The sequence below is a fragment of the Subtercola frigoramans genome, from assembly GCF_016907385.1.
Lineage (GTDB): Bacteria > Actinomycetota > Actinomycetes > Actinomycetales > Microbacteriaceae > Subtercola > Subtercola frigoramans.
In genome coordinates this window covers 2,946,218-2,961,284 of record NZ_JAFBBU010000001.1, presented here as the reverse complement: position 1 = coordinate 2,961,284, position 15,067 = coordinate 2,946,218, and the positions used below count along the sequence as shown (strand labels likewise).

Annotated in this window: 16 protein-coding genes; 10 read left to right on the top strand and 6 right to left on the bottom strand. The window is 58.9% G+C overall.

All coding sequences use genetic code 11. The features are described from left to right. Nucleotides 1-49 precede the first annotated feature (49 nt). The 3 genes from JOE66_RS13890 to JOE66_RS17850 are packed head-to-tail and all read left to right on the top strand — an operon-like array spanning nt 50 to nt 3,284. Nucleotides 50-1,246, top strand: a complete 1,197-nt coding sequence (locus tag JOE66_RS13890; protein ID WP_205110364.1) for an SIR2 family protein — start codon at nt 50-52, stop codon at nt 1,244-1,246. After that, entirely contained in the window at nt 1,243-3,066 is a 1,824-nt protein-coding gene (locus JOE66_RS13885; RefSeq protein ID WP_205110362.1) for an ATP-binding protein, read from the top strand. Before JOE66_RS13890 ends, JOE66_RS13885 begins: the two co-directional genes overlap by 4 nt. Nucleotides 3,067-3,068: 2 nt before the next feature. Further along, complete coding sequence (locus JOE66_RS17850) at nt 3,069-3,284, top strand: KTSC domain-containing protein (protein WP_205110360.1); 216 nt, start codon at nt 3,069-3,071, stop codon at nt 3,282-3,284. Between the two features lie 90 nt (nt 3,285-3,374). Here JOE66_RS17850 and JOE66_RS13875 read toward each other — a convergent pair whose 3' ends face one another. The 3 genes from JOE66_RS13875 to JOE66_RS13865 form a co-directional block, all read right to left on the bottom strand. Then, nucleotides 3,375-4,307, bottom strand: coding sequence for a NaeI family type II restriction endonuclease (locus JOE66_RS13875; RefSeq protein ID WP_205110358.1), 933 nt, complete (start codon nt 4,305-4,307; stop codon nt 3,375-3,377). A gap of 22 nt (nt 4,308-4,329) precedes the next feature. Beyond that, nucleotides 4,330-5,337 (bottom strand): DNA cytosine methyltransferase, encoded by a 1,008-nt coding sequence (locus JOE66_RS13870; RefSeq protein ID WP_307827215.1) that lies wholly within the window; start codon nt 5,335-5,337, stop codon nt 4,330-4,332. 96 nt (nt 5,338-5,433) lie between these two features. Next, nucleotides 5,434-5,655 carry a hypothetical protein gene (locus JOE66_RS13865; RefSeq protein WP_205110356.1) on the bottom strand — a complete coding sequence of 74 codons (222 nt, stop codon included), beginning with the start codon at nt 5,653-5,655 and terminating at the stop codon, nt 5,434-5,436. A gap of 379 nt (nt 5,656-6,034) precedes the next feature. Between JOE66_RS13865 and JOE66_RS13860 the strand changes: the two genes are divergently transcribed. The 4 genes from JOE66_RS13860 to JOE66_RS13845 all read left to right on the top strand — a co-directional run bounded on the left by JOE66_RS13860 (nt 6,035) and on the right by JOE66_RS13845 (nt 8,896). Then, complete coding sequence (locus JOE66_RS13860) at nt 6,035-6,355, top strand: nucleotide pyrophosphohydrolase (RefSeq protein WP_205110354.1); 321 nt, start codon at nt 6,035-6,037, stop codon at nt 6,353-6,355. Further along, complete coding sequence (locus tag JOE66_RS13855; protein WP_205110352.1) at nt 6,342-7,244, top strand: GIY-YIG nuclease family protein; 903 nt, start codon at nt 6,342-6,344, stop codon at nt 7,242-7,244. The genes JOE66_RS13860 and JOE66_RS13855 overlap by 14 nt, the downstream gene beginning before the upstream one ends. A 51-nt stretch (nt 7,245-7,295) precedes the next feature. Continuing rightward, a complete protein-coding gene (locus JOE66_RS13850; RefSeq protein ID WP_205110350.1) occupies nt 7,296-7,451 on the top strand; it encodes a hypothetical protein in 156 nt (51 codons plus the stop codon). A 137-nt stretch (nt 7,452-7,588) separates the two neighbouring features. Continuing rightward, nucleotides 7,589-8,896 (top strand): hypothetical protein, encoded by a 1,308-nt coding sequence (locus JOE66_RS13845; RefSeq protein WP_205110348.1) that lies wholly within the window; start codon nt 7,589-7,591, stop codon nt 8,894-8,896. A gap of 51 nt (nt 8,897-8,947) precedes the next feature. Here the strand turns inward: JOE66_RS13845 and JOE66_RS13840 are convergent, their stop codons facing one another. The 3 genes from JOE66_RS13840 to JOE66_RS13830 form a co-directional block, all read right to left on the bottom strand. Then, nucleotides 8,948-9,226 carry a hypothetical protein gene (locus JOE66_RS13840; RefSeq protein WP_205110346.1) on the bottom strand — a complete coding sequence of 93 codons (279 nt, stop codon included), beginning with the start codon at nt 9,224-9,226 and terminating at the stop codon, nt 8,948-8,950. Between the two features lie 108 nt (nt 9,227-9,334). After that, nucleotides 9,335-9,655: a hypothetical protein gene (locus JOE66_RS13835; protein WP_205110344.1), complete on the bottom strand. Its 321-nt coding sequence runs from the start codon at nt 9,653-9,655 to the stop codon at nt 9,335-9,337. Between the two features lie 55 nt (nt 9,656-9,710). After that, the gene (locus tag JOE66_RS13830) at nt 9,711-10,349 is read right to left on the bottom strand and encodes a hypothetical protein (protein ID WP_205110342.1); all 639 of its coding nucleotides are present in this window, start codon (nt 10,347-10,349) and stop codon (nt 9,711-9,713) included. A gap of 622 nt (nt 10,350-10,971) precedes the next feature. On the opposite strand from JOE66_RS13830, the gene JOE66_RS13825 reads away from it, so the two are divergent. From JOE66_RS13825 to JOE66_RS13815, 3 genes are all read left to right on the top strand, one after another. Next, complete coding sequence (locus tag JOE66_RS13825; protein ID WP_307827214.1) at nt 10,972-11,964, top strand: DNA/RNA helicase domain-containing protein; 993 nt, start codon at nt 10,972-10,974, stop codon at nt 11,962-11,964. A gap of 161 nt (nt 11,965-12,125) precedes the next feature. Beyond that, entirely contained in the window at nt 12,126-13,685 is a 1,560-nt protein-coding gene (locus tag JOE66_RS17685) for a Fic family protein (protein ID WP_205110340.1), read from the top strand. 112 nt (nt 13,686-13,797) lie between these two features. Continuing rightward, nucleotides 13,798-15,048: a GNAT family N-acetyltransferase gene (locus tag JOE66_RS13815; protein WP_205110337.1), complete on the top strand. Its 1,251-nt coding sequence runs from the start codon at nt 13,798-13,800 to the stop codon at nt 15,046-15,048. The last annotated feature ends 19 nt before the right edge of the window (nt 15,049-15,067 follow it).

Below are 15,067 nucleotides of genomic sequence, written 5' to 3'. Positions count from 1 at the left end.
TCTCATGCTTACTTATGAAATTTGAGTTGAAGTCGAGAATCGAGTTCGCGTGTTGACTTTTGACCCCGTTCGAGAAATCGCGAAATTGAGGGATCATTTGGCGTCCGGGGACAAGCTGATTTCATTCCTGTTTGGAGCCGGCACCTCAGGAGCAGTCGTTGGTCTTGATGGTGCTCCACTTATTCCGCTCGTAGCCGGTCTGACTTCAGGTTGCGAAGCTGCAGTCCGTGCACAAGGCGAAAAGTTCGCGCAGGCTTGGGAATCGATTTCCCAAGGTCTGCCCCCCGCTAAGCAGACGATTGAGGATTTCCTATCGTTCGTCCGCCAAATGCAGGGAGCGATTCTTGAGGGCGATACCCTCGCCGGTCTCGATAAGCATGAGATTGCGCAACTCGAGAAAGTGATCCGGACGACTATTTCCAGATTGGTTCGCCCGGCCGCCGAACGGTATCCGAGAAACCTCCCACATCACTCGTTCGCGCGATGGATTCAACGTATCGACCGATTGCACGCCGTCGAGCTGTTCACTACAAATTACGACACGCTTTTTGAGCGCGCGTTGGAAGACGAACGGGTTCCTACGTTCGATGGATTCGCAGGAGCATTCCAACCATTCTTTTATCCCGCCGGCCTGAGGTTTGACTCCCCTTCAGGTACGTCCGATTGGACAAAGATTTGGAAGGTTCATGGGTCTGTAACGTGGGCGTCAAGAGAGGTCGGCGAATCGGGAAGCTCGATTGTCAGAGGTCAGGAGATTGAATCCGGAGAGATGATCCTGCCGTCAGTTCTCAAATATGACGAGTCGCGAAAGCAGCCGTATGTCGCAATGCTCGATCGGCTTCGCGACGTCTTGGACAAACGCGAAGACGGAGTCTTGGTATCTGCAGGGTATTCCTTTGGCGATCAGCACATCAACGAGATCGTATTTGAGGCCCTCAGAAACAATCCCAGGCTTCATCTATTCGCCCTGTGCTTTGACGATGTTTCGCCGGAGAGCGCGTTGTACGCAACTGCAAAGTCCTCGTCAAACGTGCTTGTCTTTGGCCCGACCATGGCCATAATCGGGGGTCGGACCGGATCCTGGAAACCGCATGACGTAGTTGAGCTGGAGCTTCGGTTGCACGGACTATTCGAACTTCCTGAGGCGACCGACGGAGCCCCGAGGGACCTCGAGAACGGGCGGCTACTCATTGGAGATTTTGTGAAATTCTGTGCACTTCTTGATCAGCTAGCCGGTCAAGAATGAAGGCGCAACGTCTTGCCTCTGCGACCTTCATCGGCCAGGTGAGTTCTGTTCGAGGCTCAGAGGTCTTGGTTCGCCTTCGAGATGTCCCCACCACGCTCGTGATGGTGGATGGCGCCTCGCATCGAATAGGACAGATAGGTAATTTTGTTCGTATCCCGCTCGGTTACACGCAACTCTTTGGAGTATGTACCCAGGTTGGAGCCGACTTGTTGCGACCGGGCACGGATAACCAACATGGCTCGGCAATGTCCGACTCTGAGCTTTCCGGATACCGATGGATGACGATAGTGCTATTCGGCGAGTCTGTAGAGAGAAAATTCGAACGAGGGGTCGGCCAATATCCGACGGTCGGTGACGAAGTACACCTCGTCACGTCGGACGACATGCGAACTATCTATTCAGGCAAGCAATTGAGCGGGTCGAGCATATCAATCGGCCATATCGCTGGCGCGCCCGACATCCCAGCTGAAATTGACCTTGCTTCGTTAGTCACCAGACACGCGTGTGTGGTGGGTTCAACAGGGTCAGGCAAGTCAAATTTGATGGCTGTTTTGCTTCGAGGTATAACAAGCAGTCCATTGCTCTCGGCAAGAGTTCTCGTCATCGATCCTCACGGCGAATACTCCTCCGCGTTGTTGCCCGGGTCATTCACTAAGCTGTCAGCCCAGGTGGGAAGTGTTGGTGGGTTACGTGTTCCCTATTGGGCACTTGGCTTCGAGGAAATGAGTCGGCTGTCATTCGGGCCAATGAGTGAGTCGGTCTCAGAGTACATTCGAGACAAAGTACGAGGCTTGAAGTTGGAAGCTGCTGCCCTATTGGATGTGCCTCCTCCCGATGAAACAGTTAGCGCCGACTCGCCGATTCCCTTCAGCTTGCGAAGGTTATGGTTCGAGCTGAGACGCAACGAAGATGTGACATTTACCGATCCGAGTCAGACGCCTTCATCAGAATCCATCGCGTTACACGCTGGCGATGCCGAACGATTGCTGGCCGCAGAGTTTCCGGCTGCAGCTATCGGAAGTGGTTCGCCCTTTCTGAACAAGCAACGTCGTGGGATTGCACGACAACTCGAGTTTCTTCGGAACAGGCTTCTCGATCCACGCTTTTCCTTCATGTTTGGTAGCTCGGACGGCTATCACGCAAGCCTGGAGGGCCGGATAACCAACGACCTCGACGGTCTCATCGCAGCCTGGATTGGACATGACAATGCAGTTACCGTGCTGGATGTGTCTGGTCTCCCGCCGGAGGTCTTGGACACGGTCGTAGGAGCTATGCTGACGGTCATCTACGAGGCCCTCTTCTGGGGAATGAACCTCGACGTTGGCGGAAAGAACCAGCCGCTACTGGTCGTATTGGATGAGGCGCATAGGTTTGTGCCGATCGGGTCAGGCACAACGAGCTCTCGCATCTGCAACCGAATCGCCAGGGAAGGAAGAAAATACGGAGTCGGTCTGATGGTGGTGACGCAGAGGCCGTCTGACATCGACCCCACCATATTAAGTCAGTGCGGCTCGATGATCGCTCTCCGGTTGACAAACGCGGCAGACAGATCGGCAGTTTCCTCCACGGTACCCGATGATCTGGGCAACCTGACCGCCTTGCTGCCTTCGCTTCGAACCGGCGAGTGCCTAATTTTGGGCGAGGCGCTTCAGATACCTTCGCGTGTTCGCGTCTCGCGTGCACCGAACCGCCCTGTTGGCGACGATCCACAGTTACCCGAAAGTTGGCTCTTGCAGCGGCCGACCACCGCTGGCTATACCGAGGCTATAGTCGGCTGGCGCTCGCAAGAACTCGCGAAACGAATTGAAGGACAAGGTTAGACATGCCTGAGATGATCTCGACTCCCGAAAGCTCCAACGTAGAAGCTATTGGTTATGACCAACAGTATGAGGAAGTCTGGGTTGTTTTTCGGTCATCCGGCGCCTACAGATATCCAGGTGTCCCAGAGCATGTGTGGGAAGAGTTCGTCAGGTCTTCGTCGAAGGGGCAGTTCGTCAACCAGGTACTCAAGGTTGACTATGTTGGGTTCCGCTCCTGAATCACATCGAATTGTTTCAGGAACTTCCGGCACACAGGAATCGCTTTGTCGAATTTCAGTACGGAAGTTCTCGCAGCAAAAACGATGTGCCTAGCGTCGCGTCGTGGGTAGCGAAGGCGCGCGAGATCCTTTCCACTCATTTGCGCCGCCGGTGCGCCAACGCATGCCATCCAGCTCGACCACGAACGGATCATCTTCACTTGCGGGTACGAGCCGTATGCTGACGAATTCTCCTGGCTGTGGGACCTCGGCGCCCAAACGCCGAGCAATCATTCGGTGACTTTCAAAATCGCCGCCTGGAATGATGAAACCCTCGGGCGCGAGAGCGGAGCGGGCGCCGCCATTTTCTCGGACACGTTTCATGTAATCATCTTGTTGCGCTACCGTCGCGACTGTATTTCTCCCTATCCTGCGCCCTGACACGAGCCGAAATAGCTGGTTCACTCGTTGTTGCCCAGATGTCGGTCGAAAGATGGCATCTTGTACCTCAACCGGCACTTGGAGTAAGACGTTTGGCGGGAGCTCCGCGCCCCAATGCAGCCAATGAATATTTGTGGTGCCAAGCTTGCTGAGCCCACTTTTGCCGTCCCTATTTACGCCGCGTCGACGATGCGCCTCGGAAGCTCGCACAACCCCAAGCCCCCACTCAGATGTCTGATCGTTCGCGGTTGCTACCAGCAGGAGCTGGTCAAAACACTCTGGCGGTATCATCCAGCCGCCGAACCGAAACGAGTACTTGCAGTCCAGCTCGTAGTCAGAGACCCTAAAGTCGAGAACCTCGCCGTCATCGAGAATGTCGTCGAACTCCCGACGAAGGTTGATTTCAATCAATGTCCCATAGTGGGTCTTCTCAGTCTTGAACAATTGATCCCAGCGGTATCGGCCGGTCCGCTGCCCATCGTAAAGCTGATCGAAGGTGGCACGAAAAATGCGCCCAGCGCGTTCGCCAGTCGGATCGGCTCGTTTGAATGCGTCAATCACAAACTCAAGGCCAGGATCGCCTCCGAGATCGTCGAGCTGCACTGTAACGTCCTGCCGACCGCGGCTAGGCGACTATGCGCAATGCGCGTTCGGTCTTCAGCGCGGTAACTCCGAGAGCACGCCCGATGGATGTTCCCACCCCGCGTGCTACAGGAGGTGGAAATGCGTTTCCAATCTGGCGATACGTCGAAGTTTTCCTTCCAGCGAATGACCATTCAGGGTCAAAGCCTTGGACGAGCGCAACCATTGGGTTAGTCAAGCGAGGAATGTGGGTGGCGGGATGCTCAGCCGACGGAGCTTCATCCGCGATCCCCTTTCCGTCAATGCCTAGAGCGAGCCAAGCCTTTTTTGCCCGAGTCGGGCCTAGGTCCGCGCCACCGTGTTTTTTGGATCCGCCAACGACAGTGGGGGCAATGCTGGCAGCTCGTTTCGCCCACGCATTTGCGCCTTGCCATCCGTTGGCTTTCATCAAAGGGAGCAAAGTCTCTCCCACCAGCTTTGGACTTCCAACCGCACCGGGCCATTCGAATTCGTCAAATTTTGCGCCCTTTATAGCCACAAGAATGAATCTCGGGCGCAACTGCGGCACCCCAAACTCCGAACTATAAAGAAGTTGCCAGTCTGCCCGGTAACCAAGCTTGGACAACTGATCGAGGATCGATTCGCGGTACGGAGTGAACCGTGGAGATGCAAGTCCGCGTACGTTTTCAAGCATCACCGCGGCTGGCCTAGCTTCTCCAACTAAGCGGATGGCTTCAGGGAAGAGGTCTCGCTCGTCGTCTGCACCCAACTGTTTGCCGGCCATGCTGAACGGCGGGCAAGGAACGCCACCGGCGAGAAGATCAATTCCTCGATACTTCTTTCCGTCAACTTCGCGGACGTCGCCCTCGTGGACGTCCCATTCAGGGCGATTCAATCGGAGTGTGGCGGCAGCATCTTTGTCGATTTCGACCGCGAGCTCGTGACGAAATCCGGCTTTTTCGAGACCGGAAGACTGGCCGCCCGCTCCCGCGCAGATTTCTAGAACGCTGAGGCTCGAGTACGTCAATTCTTGCTCCGTAATTTTGATCACCAGCACACCATGCCAGGTACTTCTGACACTGTAACTTGGAATGGCAGACCGCCTTGGCAGGCGCTTCGGGCAAGCCCAAATTCGACCAATCTGGGCTCAGGCTTTTGACTCACTTGCAGATTCTTCTGGCCAGCCTTGAGCCCTCAAAATCTGAACGATTGCCTCGAGAGCGATGATTGCCGCCATGACATGGGCTACGACTTCGAGGGGGAATAGCCCGTCGATGAGCTCGAAATGATCTTTGCGAAGCTCGAATGCCAGCGTCTGAAGATCATCGACGGGTGGTAGCGCGAAGGTGCCGCTCGGCATCGCAGACATTTGTAGCTCCTCTTAGTTGATGCTATAACGATTATAGTGATAATTTCTCAGTCTGTATAGTGGCTTCATGGAAGAATCGGTTCGCCTACTCCGCGAGGCGGTTGAGGCTCTTCGAAAAGCAACTCAGGAGCGTGAGCGGCTCATGAGAATCCGAGATGAACGAATGCGTTCAGCGCTAGCCGACGGTGCGACGTGGGTTCAGGTTCAGGAATTGACTGGTCTCGGACCACACGGCGTCGCAATGGCTATAAAGAGGTCCGGGAACGAGTAGATGTATCGAGTCTTGCCTTGAGCCGTTGGTGAGTACGTCCCGCTAGCCGTTGCATTCACGGGCCAGGCCCAGGGTTAGGCGGGCGCGCTGCGCTGCTAGTGTGACGGCATGGTCGTTTGGTCGCTTCAGGACGAGCTCGCCGCGTTTGTCGCAGAACGGGACTGGGCGCAGTTCCACAGCCCGGAGAACCTCGCGAAGAGCATCGCGATCGAGGCAGGGGAGTTGCTGGAGTGCTTCCAATGGAGCGCTGAGGCTGACGTCGAGCGTGTGCGTGAAGAGCTGGCTGACGTTTTGACATATTGCATGCTTCTTGCGCAGCGGATCGGGGCGGATCCAGATCAGATAGTGCGCGACAAGCTGGCCATCACGCGCGAGAAGTATCCGGTCGAGAAGTCACGAGGGCGAAGCGCGAAGTATGACGCCCTTTGACATCACGTCGTTTGGGCTAACGAGCGAAGAGATCAGCGCCTGGGCACCGCTTGATCGCCGCAATAAGAACTGGCCTGTGGTTTATGTGCTCGACAATGCGGGTGCGGTTCGAGGGCGGCCGAGCATCCGGAATCAAAACGTCAGCGACGTGTATGTCGGCGAATCGCTGAACGCCGCTGCACGGATACGTCAGCACCTCGACTCTGACGCGAAGAAGCACTTGACGACGGTGAGGGTGATCATCGATGAGACGTTCAACAAGTCAGTGTGTCTTGATTTGGAGTCGTACCTGATCCGGATGCTCGCGGGCGATGGCGTGTATCAGGTGCTCAATCGCAACGACGGCATCACCGAGTCGGAGTATTACGAGCGGGAGCGGTACCGGGAGAGTTTCGAGCAGGTTTTTGAGCAGCTGAAGAGCGATGGTGTGTTCATCCGGAGCATTCCTGAGATCGAGAACAGTGACCTGTTCAAGCTGTCGCCGTTCAAGGCTTTGACGCAGGATCAGGCGGTCGCGGTCGAGGGGATTCTCGAGGGGCTGTTCGCTGATCTGGAGTCGACGGCGACGAGTACGTCGGTGATTCAGGGGGAGCCGGGCACCGGCAAGACCGTGATTGCGATCTACATGCTGAAGTTGCTGGTCGATATTCAGCAGGCACCGCCGGCGCAGGAGTTCGACAGTGATTCGTTGTTCGCGGAGTTCTTCGTTGGGGGGTATCCGGAGCTTTTGGCGGGGCTGTCGTTCGGGCTGGTGGTGCCGCAGCAGTCGTTGCGGGAGTCGATCAAGAAGGTGTTTCGAAAGACGCCGGGGTTGCATCCTGACATGGTGATGACGGCGTTCGAGGTCGGGGAGAGCGAGAGGGTCTTCGATCTGCTGCTCGTTGAATAGCGGATGACAGATGATGCGAAGCCATGCGATCCTTTCGCTAGGACGACGGCATTGACTGGCGTCTCCGAACGCAAGATCTTCAACACTACGACCAAGGTCGGGGAGCGCGTCAGCGAGCGCCGGCACGTTGGGATCAAGCACCTCGATGACCTCGTTCCCCACGTTGTGGAGATCGCCGGACTAGTCGCTGGCGGTGCCCCTGCCTGATCGAAATGTTGGGGAAAGTCCCGCTGTCGGGGAGACTGGGTGAGCGAACTCACACAATAAGGGTTGATCGCGTTACGCGTAAATGATGCGGCGATAGTCGTCCGATGCTGGATGCGCGCAATACAGGGGGAATAACAGTGTCTGATATCGACAGCGATGATGTCGTGTTTGAAGCGGAACTCGTCGAAGACGACGCGGTTCGCGAGATCGCGAAGGCGATCGGTGCCAGACACTCGATCGCACGAAAGTACGTCATGCGGCTACGCCGACGGAATCCGGAAGCAACCCCTGCCGAGATCATCCGGATACTCGAACGCCACTACACCACCTCGATCAGCACAGCTGGCGCTGTCATCGCTGCCGGAGCAATTGCCGCAAATATCGATATCAGCCTCATTCCTTTAGGTGGGGCCGCGGCGAGCGGTGCAAAAGCAGCAGGCCAGCATGCTGCCAAACAGGCAGGCAAGCAGGTTGCGAAAAGCGCGGCGAAAGAGGCGGCGAAGGCGGCAGCCAAAGGCATGGCGCTGGGTGTCGCGACAACCGGGGCTCAGCGAGTAGTGGCGCTCATCCCCGCGGGAGACCAGCAATTGCAGTTCGAGATTACAGCGGTCTTCGCGCTTGCCATCGCCGACATCCACGGAATGAACCTGGATCACGATCAGGCCTTCACCCTCGTCTACGGGCTGTCAAACGAACGAGTCGGTCAGGAGCAGATTGCCATCATGGCTGCGGACGTCGCGACTGTCTCGACGGACAATACAGTCAGCCTGAGCAAGAGCATCGCCGATGGCCGCGAAGACTGGTCGCATTGGGCAAATACGCTGGCCGACACCTTGCCGGCGGGGGCTGCGCAGAGTCTCGTTCGCACCATTCAGACAGGTCAACTGGACACGGTGCGCGCTGGCCTTTCAGGAAAACAACAGGCGGCCGTCGAATATGGGGTTGGCGCTGTCGTGGGGGGCGTTGCGCGATTTGTGTTCGGCCGAGACGTTGTCGCAGCTTCGCGGGCGGCATTCACTCCTGCGCCCGATGTATTCCCTGCGCACCTGATTGTGCCTGAGAAGGAAGTGCTTGAGGACGACGTCGACAGCGAGCCGAATCGTGCAATCGCGGCTTTGGAGGAGGCTGCAAAGTCCACTGGAACCTGGATCACTGGCACTGCCACCAGTATCGGAGGAGGCGTCGCCAACACTGCCGTTGCGGCTAGCACCGGAGTCGCAACTGCGGCTGGCACTGTTGGGCGTTCCTTTCAGAGCATCGATATCGACGGAGACGGCATACCCGATGAGCCTCGAGCCCTCACTGCCGTCAAGGGTGCCGGCAGCGCGATCGCCGGTGCCGCTGGCTCAGTCGGCGGAGGTGTTGCGGGGCTGTTCAAATCGAAGAAGAAGCCGGCGAACACCATGGAACTGACCGAGCAGAATGACTCGAGCGGCGAACATTAGGGAGCGGCTCTTTCGTCGCCTAGCGTCCCCTGATTCGTCTGCTTGCCCTAGTCACCCGAAGTACGAACAGGTGAGTCGGTTCGTGCCTCCGACGAAGATATCGAGCTCGTCACGCCACTGGCAGTAATGCAGATTCGTCGTTCGTGAGTGAACAATCGTGGCGCCGCTGCCGGACGTCACGGTGCCGTAGCCCGACGTGGTGACATTCGAGTAGAGGAGCGTTGCGTACTCGGTGCCGGTTCCTCCCGTGATGCTTGGATGCCCAGGGGACTTGATCTCGTTCTCGATGGTGTAACCGCTCCAATACTGAGATGAAGCGTAGGCGGCCATAGGGACCGCGCCGACTACCGAGGCAATAACAACTAGAGACGCTGCAAGGGACGTGATTGTGCGTTGGCGGTCTGTCGAAGTGCTGGCGTTTTTTGGCATAAGAGTCTCCTAGTTCTTGTATTCGCAGTCGAGAGTGGCAGAGCCAGCGATGTAGCCGCCGAGGGTCCACATGCAGTACTGACGCGTGTTCGAGACGCGCGAATGAGTCGCCTCCACGAAGCCGACCCCGCTTGCGGAGCCCCATCCCTGCGTGGTGAAGCGGGCGATCAGGCCTCCGCCGTCGACGCCCACGATTCCACCGGTCGTTGCTACCCGATTAGTGAAGTGCGTCTCGTTGTAGAAGCTCGAGCCCGAATAGTAGTTCGATCTGCCGCTCGCAGCAGCAGAGAGCGACGAGCCGGCGCCGAAGAGCGCTGCCGTTATTGCCAACGCTGCAATGCAGGAAGCGGGAACGATTGAGCTTGTGTGTCGTCGAGTCATTGATCTAGAACGCCTCCGGAGCCGGAAACGCCAGGAGCGTGATGGGCGCGCTGGCTGGCGCGGAATTCTGGCCAGGGCTGAGTGTCAGTTTGTTGGCTTGGCCGGCATAGGGGTCGGCGACTACGACATTCGTGCCGACAGGAATCAGTTCTGGATGAGAGGAATTCACGTAGCCGTCGGGGAGGAGGTATGCCTGCACCGCCTTTGAACGATCGGCGACCTGTATGCCCAGGCCCGCTGTCGCGAACTCTTCAGGAGTGCTGCAACTCAGACCAGCAAGTTGCACCGAGTCATTCATGTCAACAATCACGCAGAGTCTGCCGTCAGGGCTGAGTGCCGCCCAGAGCTTCGTGCCGTTTGTCGAGCCGAGCGCGTGAGTCGTCGAGAAATCGACACTCTCGAACGCCTGCTCGCCCGAGACGAGGTAACTCGGCAGATGATCCAGCTGACCCTGAGATGTCGCAATGAGACCAAGAACAGGCTTCCAGGTCTCGACCGGGTCTGGCGAGGATGCCGAAACGGCTGAAGGTGCCAACGAGACTACCGCGGTGAGCGCTACTCCACACAGCGAAGCGGCAATGGCGGCCTTTCGTCTGCTGAAGGTGTTCCTGGCGGGTGTTTGCTCGAGGGATTCTGGATTCATCGTTGAACCTTTCCATTGTGCTGGCGGGCGCTGAGTTGACCCGGATGAACCCTAAACCCTAAGCTGAGAATTAATCAACGAAGTGACGAAGTTTTTCTGATGTGGGTGATGAGAGGGCGGGTAGGTGCTGCGGTTGACTGGTCGGGCTCCGCTGGCACTGCGTTTGGGAACTGCGGTACTCCTGGCCGGGTTGACGGGATGTGCTTCATCACAAACCGATGCTCAGCGAGCGCTCCCGCTGTTCAGTGAACCCGCGGATGACCAAGACGCTCTGCCGGGTCTGGTCGGATTTGAGGCGCGGGCAGATCTGTCGAGTTCGAGATTCGTTGGCGACTCGGGTGAGGCTCGTTATTGGGCGGCCGTCGACTCGAGCGGCAATATCTGTCTCGTTGCGATTAGAGCTGCCGATCATCCATCTGCGGCGGCAGCATGCGTGTCACCGGCCGCGTTTGCGAACGGGGGCGTGAGTATCGAACTCGACCTTTCGGGAGAGTCGGCGACGCTCGCGCCAGAGACGATCGTCAGTGGCGTCTCGTCGCCCACTCGAGTAGTTAGTCGCTACCTCTATGTTCGACCGGCGTGACTCTTGCGGTAGCAGTCGTTGCGGGAGTCGATCAAGAAAGTGTTTCGAAAGACGCCGGGGTTGCATCCTGACATGGTGATGACGGCGTTCGAGGTCGGGGAGAGCGAGAAGGTCTTCGATCTGCTGCTCGTCGATGAGGCGCATCGGCTCAATCAGCGGGCGAATGAGTCGTCGGGGGTGCAGAACCGCAAGTTTCGTGAGATCACGGAGACGCTGTTCGGCAGCGATGACACGTCGAAGACCCAGCTCGACTGGATCAAGGCGCGCAGTCGGCATCAGATCGTTCTGGTGGATGCTGCGCAGAGCGTTCGGCCGGCGGATGTTCCTTCGGAGTTGCTCGAGGAGTTGGTGGGGTCGGCTCGGGCTGGTGGGCGGTTGTATCCGCTGATGTCGCAAATGCGGGTTGCTGCTGGCGACGACTACGTCGGGTATGTGAGGCGGATGCTCGGCGGGGGTCACACGTCGGCGTTCGTGTTGGGTGAGGCTGTGCATCCACAGGACTTCGAGGGGTACGACTTTCGCATGTTCGACAGCGTTGCGGCGATGCAGGCGGCGGTCAGGGCGCGGGATGTTGAGGTGGGCCTTTCGCGTCTTCTTGCCGGGCATGCGTGGGAGTGGAAGAGCCGCGGCGATCGCGCCGCGTTCGACATCGAGATCGATGGGGTGCAGCTGCGGTGGAACAGCACGCAGACCGACTGGATCGCGTCGCCGGGGTCGCTTGAGGAGGTCGGGTCGATTCACACGGTGCAGGGGTACGACCTGAACTATGCCGGGGTGATCATCGGGCGGGATCTGCGGTACGACCCGGTCGCTGGGCAGCTGTTCGTCGATCGGGGGTCGTACTTCGATACGAAGGGTAAGGAGAACAACCGCCAGCTCGGGGTGGTGTACAGCGACGAGGACCTGCTGCGTTTTGTTCGCAATGTGTATGCGGTGCTGCTGACGCGCGGGATTCGGGGGACGTACGTGTTCGTGCAGGATGAGGGGCTGGGGGAGTACCTGGGGCGGTTCATTCCACGTTTCGGTTTCTAAGGACGCTCCGCCATCGAAGCCGAGACTTTTACGCGGGAAAGTAGTCGCTGCCCCTACTTTTATGCAGACAAGTGACCGAAGGGCGGTAGTATTTATGCAGAGAAGTAACCGATCCGACTTCTCGGGGCCCTAATTACGCAGAGTACTGACCGGAGTAAAGCGTGGCTATCTTATTCGCAGATGCGTTCAGCTCTGCGAGCGCGCGTGCTCGTCGGATCGCCAGCGGGAACATCGTCCCCGTAGCTCGAGGGGTATGGACCGACGAAATTCGGGACAGTCTGGAGAAGGTCGTCGAGCGGCACTGGCGAGAGATCGTCGGGCGGATGTTGCCTACCGCTGTCATTGCAGACCGGAGCGCCTTCGATCTGCGACCGATCGCCGGTCGACTGTTCGTATCGCATCCGAGCCGATCCCCGCTTGTACTGCCCGGGTTGACGGTCTATCCAGACGGCCGAACGGAGAACCGTCGGTCTGATGACGTGCCACTTGACAGGTCTGGTCAACTGTTCGGATCGAGTCGAACCCGTGCGCTCATCGACAACGCCGAGCAGAGGGGCCGCCCTGCCGCCATCAACCGTCGGCTGACGATGGACGAACTACACGACAAGGTTGCCCAGATCGTCACAACCTCTACTCCTCGCCAGATCGACAACATGCTCGATGAGATCTCACGTGACGCGAATACCATCGCCGTGGCGGCGATTCGCAGGTACGTCGACGCAGCCCGCGGGCTTGGGCCAACCGTAGCGACCGGATCGCGAGCATTGAGTGCAGCGCAACGAGGTGAAAGCTTCGATTCTGCTCGTGTTGCGCTCTTTCGCCAGGTCGCCGCCGATCTGCAGCGCATGCCGCTAGTGCAACGATTTGTCGACGATGTCGCTCGCTCGTCGTACGTGCCCTTTTACGAGGCGTACTTTTCGAACTACATCGAAGGGTCAACCTTGACCGTCGATGAGGCGAAACGTGTCGTATTCGACGATGCCGATGTGGGAAAACCTGAAGATGCCCACGACATTCGCTCCACGTGGGAGATCGTCTCGTCTCACGCAGAGATGTCTCAGGAATTCACGATTGCAGACGAGTTTATGGATGCTCTGCGAGACCGCCACCGCGTGATGATGGCCGCCCACCCAGACAAGCTCCCGGGCCAGTGGAAAGTCCAAGCCAATCAGGCCGGCATGACGAGGTTCGTTGAACCGGCGCAGGTTCCCGGCACCCTGCGCGCGGGATGGGAGGAAGGGCAGGCGCTGACTGACCCCTTTCAGCGCGCGGCGTACGTGATGTTCATGGTCAGTGAAGTGCATCCGTTCGTCGACGGTAACGGTCGCTCGGCTCGGGTTGCGATGAACGGTGAACTCGTGCCGCACAACATGCATCGGATCATCATTCCCACAGTTCTTCGCAATGAGTACCTGTCTGGGTTGACCAGGGCGACGGCGGGAAACGGCGTAGAGACGCTGTATCGCGTACTGGAGCGTGCTCAACATTGGGTTGCCACTGGTGAGTTCAGCAGTCTGGAGTCGGCAGATAGGTACCTTCGTGCGACAAATGCGATAGTCGATTCGGGGGTCGCCGCGATCGAAGGCATACACCTACGCATTCTCCGGGTCGGCGAAGTGTGGGAGCTTCCCGACCCACCGTTTCCGGGCCCTCCATTGGCATCGGGCGATCAGCCGTCGTTTCTTGACGTCGCGGCGAAGGTTGCTGCCGCCGCGGAATAGTTCGGCGAACATTCGTATCCGCCAGGGCAGTTGTCGAGCATCCGGAGCTAGATGCTCGGTGATACCGAGGCGGCAGAGCTGCGCGACGCGGGCGCCCCGCTACCTTAGAACCATGGGCTCCACCGACGATTACAGCTTCCGAACCTTCCCCGCCGCGGCCGCCGACCCGGGGACGAATACCTGGATCCAGGCCGAACGCCGCGGTTTTCACGACACGCGAGCGACCGACGAGCAGCTTGCGCGGACGGCCGACCATCTCGTCACAGACCGACGCCAACTCACCGGCGCTTACCGCGGCGACGAGCTGGTGGCGACGTTCTCCGCCTTCGAAAGCACCCTGAACGTCGGGCCGAACACGCTTCTGCCGGTCAGCCTCGTCTCCAACGTCACCGTGCGGCCCACCCACCGCCGCAACGGCATTCTGCGCCGCATGATGACCGACCATTTGCGTGGGGCTGCCGCCGCGGGCATGGCGATTGCTGCCCTCACGGTGTCGGAGGCCACGATCTACCGGCGGTTCGGCTTCGGCGTTGCGACCTGGGTCAGCCACGTCGCCCTCACCACTGACACGCGGTTCCGGATGCTCGGCGAACCCCGCGGCCGGTGCGAGTTGATCGAGGCCGCCGACCTCACCACCCTGGGCCCGAAGGTGTTCGCGGCCTTCCACGCGGCGCATCCCGGCTCGGTCGATCGCCACGCAGCGACCTGGAACCGTGTCATGGGCGCGGCCACCGAGAAAGACGACGCGAACCCGGGCGTCTATGCGGCTGCGCACTACGACGAGGCCGGGCAGGTCGACGGTTACGTGTCGTACCTGTTCAAGGGATGGGACACAGCGCCGCACACACTCGAGGTGATCGATCTCGTGGCAGCAGACGACAACGCGTATCTGGGCCTGTGGGAGTTTCTCGCATCCGTCGACCTGGTCGAACGCATCGAGTGGGAGGCCGCACCTGCCGACGATCCGCTGCGCTGGGCGGTTGCCGACTGGCGTTCGCTCGCGCTGACGGGGCTCGAAGATTGGCTGTGGATTCGCGTACTCGACGTCGTGGCGGCATTCGAGGCGCGGGCATATGTCGGTTCAGGGTCGATGGTTCTGCAGGTCACGGATGCTCTGGGTTACGCCGACGGAACGTACCGGCTCGCCGTGGCGGACGGTCGGGCGACGGTGACTCGCGACGATTCGGCCGCACCCGACGTCTCTGTCGAGGCGCCAACGCTCGGCTCGCTCTACCTTGGCGGTGTCGACGCGGTGACGCTTGCCGCGGCAGGGCAGCTCGTGCAACACACTCCGAACGCGGCCCTTCGCGTTCGCGTTCTGCTTGCGCCGGTCGCGTCGGTCTACGGGTCCACTCACTTCTGACAGAGCGAGACTAGCGAGC

Bases quoted from the DNA above. Each gene is read 5' to 3' on its own strand.
- JOE66_RS13885 (WP_205110362.1), top strand. From the start codon at position 1,243: ATGAAGGCGCAACGTCTTGCCTCTGCGACCTTCATCGGCCAGGTGAGT.
- JOE66_RS13865 (WP_205110356.1), bottom strand. From the start codon at position 5,655: ATGTCTGCGATGCCGAGCGGCACCTTCGCGCTACCACCCGTCGATGAT.
- JOE66_RS13855 (WP_205110352.1), top strand. From the start codon at position 6,342: ATGACGCCCTTTGACATCACGTCGTTTGGGCTAACGAGCGAAGAGATC.
- JOE66_RS17850 (WP_205110360.1), top strand. From the start codon at position 3,069: ATGCCTGAGATGATCTCGACTCCCGAAAGCTCCAACGTAGAAGCTATT.
- JOE66_RS13840 (WP_205110346.1), bottom strand. From the start codon at position 9,226: ATGGCCGCCTACGCTTCATCTCAGTATTGGAGCGGTTACACCATCGAG.
- JOE66_RS13815 (WP_205110337.1), top strand. From the start codon at position 13,798: ATGGGCTCCACCGACGATTACAGCTTCCGAACCTTCCCCGCCGCGGCC.
- JOE66_RS13860 (WP_205110354.1), top strand. From the start codon at position 6,035: ATGGTCGTTTGGTCGCTTCAGGACGAGCTCGCCGCGTTTGTCGCAGAA.
- JOE66_RS13830 (WP_205110342.1), bottom strand. From the start codon at position 10,349: ATGAATCCAGAATCCCTCGAGCAAACACCCGCCAGGAACACCTTCAGC.